We start from the raw sequence: 3,531 nt of genomic DNA, 5'->3' as shown, positions 1-3,531 counted from the left end.
CAGCAGCCCGGCTACCCGCAGCACCCCGGATACCCGCAGCAGGGTTACGGCTACCCGCAGCAGCCCGGCTACGGCGGTCAGCCGCCGTACGCGAACTGGGGCCAGCGGTTCCTGGGCACCCTGGTCGACATGCTGGTGTTCGCGGTGCCCTACGCCCTCGTCATCATCGGCAAGGACACTCCGGCGCTGATGGCCATCGGCGCCGTCGCCCTGCTCGGCCTCGCGATCTGGCAGCTGATCCAGGAGGGCCGCACCGGCCAGACGGTCGGCAAGAAGGCGCTGGGCATCCGCCTGGTGCGGGAGATCGACGGGCAGCCCCTCGGTGTCGGCATGGCGTTCGTCCGCCGCCTGGCCCACTTCCTGGACAGCCTGGCGTGCTACCTGGGCTGGCTGTGGCCGGCCTGGGACGCCAAGAGGCAGACGTTCGCCGACAAGGTGTGCAGCTCGATAGTGATCCGCACGCACTGACGCATGCCCTGACGCACGCGCCGCGCCGCGGATGAACGCACGTCGGCCCCGGTCCCCCTCCTGACTCCAGGAGAGGCGACCGGGGCCGCCGCGTCGATCAGGGAAGATCAGTGGAAGAAGTGACGCGTCCCCGTGAGGTACATCGTCACGCCCGCCTTCTTCGCGGCCTCGACGACGAGCTCGTCGCGGACCGAACCACCGGGCTGCACCACGGCCTTGACGCCCGCCTCGACCAGGACCTCCAGCCCGTCCGGGAAGGGGAAGAACGCGTCGGAGGCGGCGTACGACCCGCGCGCCCGCTCCTCACCGGCCCGCTCGACGGCCAGCTTCGCCGAGTCGACCCGGTTGACCTGCCCCATACCGACGCCGACCGAGGCGCCGTCCTTGGCGAGCAGGATGGCGTTGGACTTGACGGCCCGGCAGGCCCGCCAGGCGAACGCCAGGTCGGCGAGCTCGGACGCGCCGAGCGCCTCGCCGGTCGCCAGGGTCCAGTTCGCCGGGTCGTCGCCGTCGGCCTGGAGCCGGTCGGTGACCTGGAGCAGCGCGCCGCCGCCGACGGGCTTGAGCTCGACGGCGCCCGCGGGGCCCTGCGGCGCCCTGAGCACCCGGATGTTCTTCTTCTTGGTGAGGGCCTCGAGCGCCCCCTCCTCGTAGTCGGGCGCGACGATGACCTCGGTGAAGATCTCGGCGACCTGCTCCGCCAGCTCCTTGCTGACCGGCCGGTTGACGGCGATGACGCCGCCGAAGGCCGACAGCGGGTCACAGGCGTGCGCCTTGCGGTGCGCCTCGGCGACGTCCGCGCCGACGGCGATCCCGCACGGGTTGGCGTGCTTGATGATCGCGACGGCCGGCTCGGCGTGGTCGTACGCGGCACGGTGCGCGGCGTCCGTGTCCGTGTAGTTGTTGTAGGACATCTCCTTGCCGTGCAGCTGCTCGGCCTCGGCGAGACCGCCACCGCTGCCGTCCACGTAGAGCGCGGCGGGCTGGTGCGGGTTCTCGCCGTAGCGCAGGGTGCTCTTGCGCTCCCAGGTGGCGCCGAGGAAGTCGGGGAACCGCGACTCGTCCACGGGCGCGTAGGAGGACGCGAACCAGGAGGCGACCGCCACGTCGTAGGCGGCGGTGTGCTGGAAGGCCTCGGCGGCGAGCCGCTTGCGGGCGGCCAGGTCGAAGCCGCCGGACCGCACGGCCGAGAGGACGTCGGCGTACCGCGCCGGGCTGGTGACCACGGCCACCGACGGGTGGTTCTTCGCGGCGGCGCGCACCATGGACGGCCCGCCGATGTCGATCTGCTCGACGCACTCGTCCTCGGAGGCGCCCGAGGCGACGGTCTCCCGGAAGGGGTAGAGGTTCACGACGACGAGGTCGAACGGCGCGACGCCCAGCTCGTCCAGCTGCTGCCGGTGGCTGTCGAGTCGCAGGTCGGCGAGGATGCCGGCGTGCACCTTGGGGTGCAGGGTCTTGACCCGGCCGTCCAGGCACTCGGGGAAGCCGGTGAGCTCCTCGACCTTGGTGACGGGGACGCCGGCGGCGGCGATACGGGAGGCGGTGGAACCGGTGGAGACAAGCTCGACGCCGCTCTCGTGCAGCCCGCGCGCGAGCTCTTCCAGACCGGTCTTGTCGTAGACGCTGACGAGCGCGCGACGGATGCCCCGCTTGCTGCTCTCTGCCGTGACAGTGCTGTCGGCGGTCACTGGATAACTACCTTTCGTCCCTCAATGCGATAGCCGTTGCGGGCGAGCCGCCCCACGACCTCGACGAGCAGCCTTCGCTCGACTTCCTTGATGCGCTCGTGCAGAGCGCTCTCGTCGTCCTCGTCCCGGACCTCGACCACGCCCTGGGCGATGATCGGTCCGGTGTCGACGCCGTCGTCGACGAAGTGGACGGTGCAGCCGGTGACCCGGGCGCCGTACGCGAGCGCGTCCCGCACACCGTGGGCACCGGGAAAGCTGGGCAGCAGGGCCGGGTGCGTGTTGACGAACCGCCCCCCGAACCGCGCCAGGAATTCCTTCCCCACGATCTTCATGAACCCGGCGGAGACGACGAGGTCCGGCTCGTGGGCGGCCACCGCCTCGGCGAGCGCGGCGTCCCACTCCTCCCGGCTCCCGAACTCCCCGACCTTCCGCACGAAGGTGGGAATCCCGGCGCGCTCGGCGCGGGCGAGCCCCTCGACGCCCTCCCGGTCGGCTCCGACGGCCACGATCTCGGCGCCGTAGGCATCGACGCCGGTGGCCGCGATGGCGTCGAGGAGAGCCTGGAGGTTCGTACCGGATCCGGAGACCAGCACGACGAGGCGCTTGGCCACGGGCTTGGCGGCCACGATGGGGGCCCTTTCTCGGGGAAGCGTTTGCACGGCCGGTTTATACCTTCGTACGAATGCTTCGCGCCCCGGGATACGGGGAAGTCTACGAAGCGGCCGACCGTCAGCAACGATACCGGCACACCGGACGGCCCCCGCGGGACGGGGGCGTGGCCGGAAGGTAGCGTCTGGGGCGAGCGGGCTCGGGAACGCGGTGGCAACGCGGTGCGTTCTGCAAGTGACGGCCCAGCTAGGCAGTACCAGCCCAAAACCGTTCCTTATCAGCCAAAGCCGATCACTAGCCGATCACTAGGGGAAGACGCCCACTTGATGCCGGACCGCAGTCTGCGACTCCTCACGCTCCCCCCGCAGTCACGGCAGGGAGGGGAGCGCGGCGCCGTGCTGCTGCGAGAGCGCCCAACCTCTCCCCCCGACGCCCCCTCGGGCGACAACTCGGGCGACAACCCGCCCCCCGAGGACGACAACCCCTTCGCGCCGCCCCCCGAGGGCACCCCGGACCGTCCCTGGCAGCCCCGGCGCCCGGCAGGCGGCGCCCCCGAGGGCGGGCGCACCCCGTGGGGCGGCCAGTGGAGCGACCAGCAGCCCGGCCGCTCCCCCGGCGGCTTCGGCGAGCGCCCCGGCGGCACCCCCGAGGGCGGCGGCCCCGGCACCGACCCAGCCAAGCGCTGGGACCCCACCGACCCCGCCCAGCGCCACGCGCGCTACGCCCTGCTCTGCGGGATGTGGGCCTTCTTCTTCGCGCTCTT

Annotated in this window: 3 protein-coding genes and 1 pseudogene; 2 read left to right on the top strand and 2 right to left on the bottom strand. The window is 72.0% G+C overall.

All coding sequences use genetic code 11. The features are described 5' to 3' along the window. Positions 1 to 468 (top strand): RDD family protein (locus QQM72_RS40625; RefSeq protein WP_314225830.1); only part of this gene is annotated, 468 nt, incomplete at its 5' end. Between the two features lie 107 nt (positions 469 to 575). Here the strand turns inward: QQM72_RS40625 and purH are convergent. Next, on the bottom strand, positions 576 to 2,159 hold the full coding sequence (gene purH / locus QQM72_RS40620; RefSeq protein WP_314225829.1) for a bifunctional phosphoribosylaminoimidazolecarboxamide formyltransferase/IMP cyclohydrolase: 1,584 nt from the start codon (positions 2,157 to 2,159) through the stop codon (positions 576 to 578). Then, a complete protein-coding gene (gene purN / locus QQM72_RS40615; protein WP_314225828.1) occupies positions 2,156 to 2,785 on the bottom strand; it encodes a phosphoribosylglycinamide formyltransferase in 630 nt (209 codons plus the stop codon). The genes purH and purN overlap by 4 nt, the downstream gene beginning before the upstream one ends. A gap of 309 nt (positions 2,786 to 3,094) precedes the next feature. Between purN and QQM72_RS40610 the strand changes: the two are divergent. Then, positions 3,095 to 3,531 (top strand): annotated as a pseudogene (locus QQM72_RS40610) (hypothetical protein); the annotation flags it as partial.

Source organism: Streptomyces zaehneri (genome assembly GCF_032248645.1).
GTDB classification, from domain to species: Bacteria; Actinomycetota; Actinomycetes; order Streptomycetales; family Streptomycetaceae; genus Streptomyces; species Streptomyces coriariae.
The sequence above is the reverse complement of the archived record's forward strand: the minus strand, read 5'-3'. Positions and strand labels throughout refer to the sequence as shown.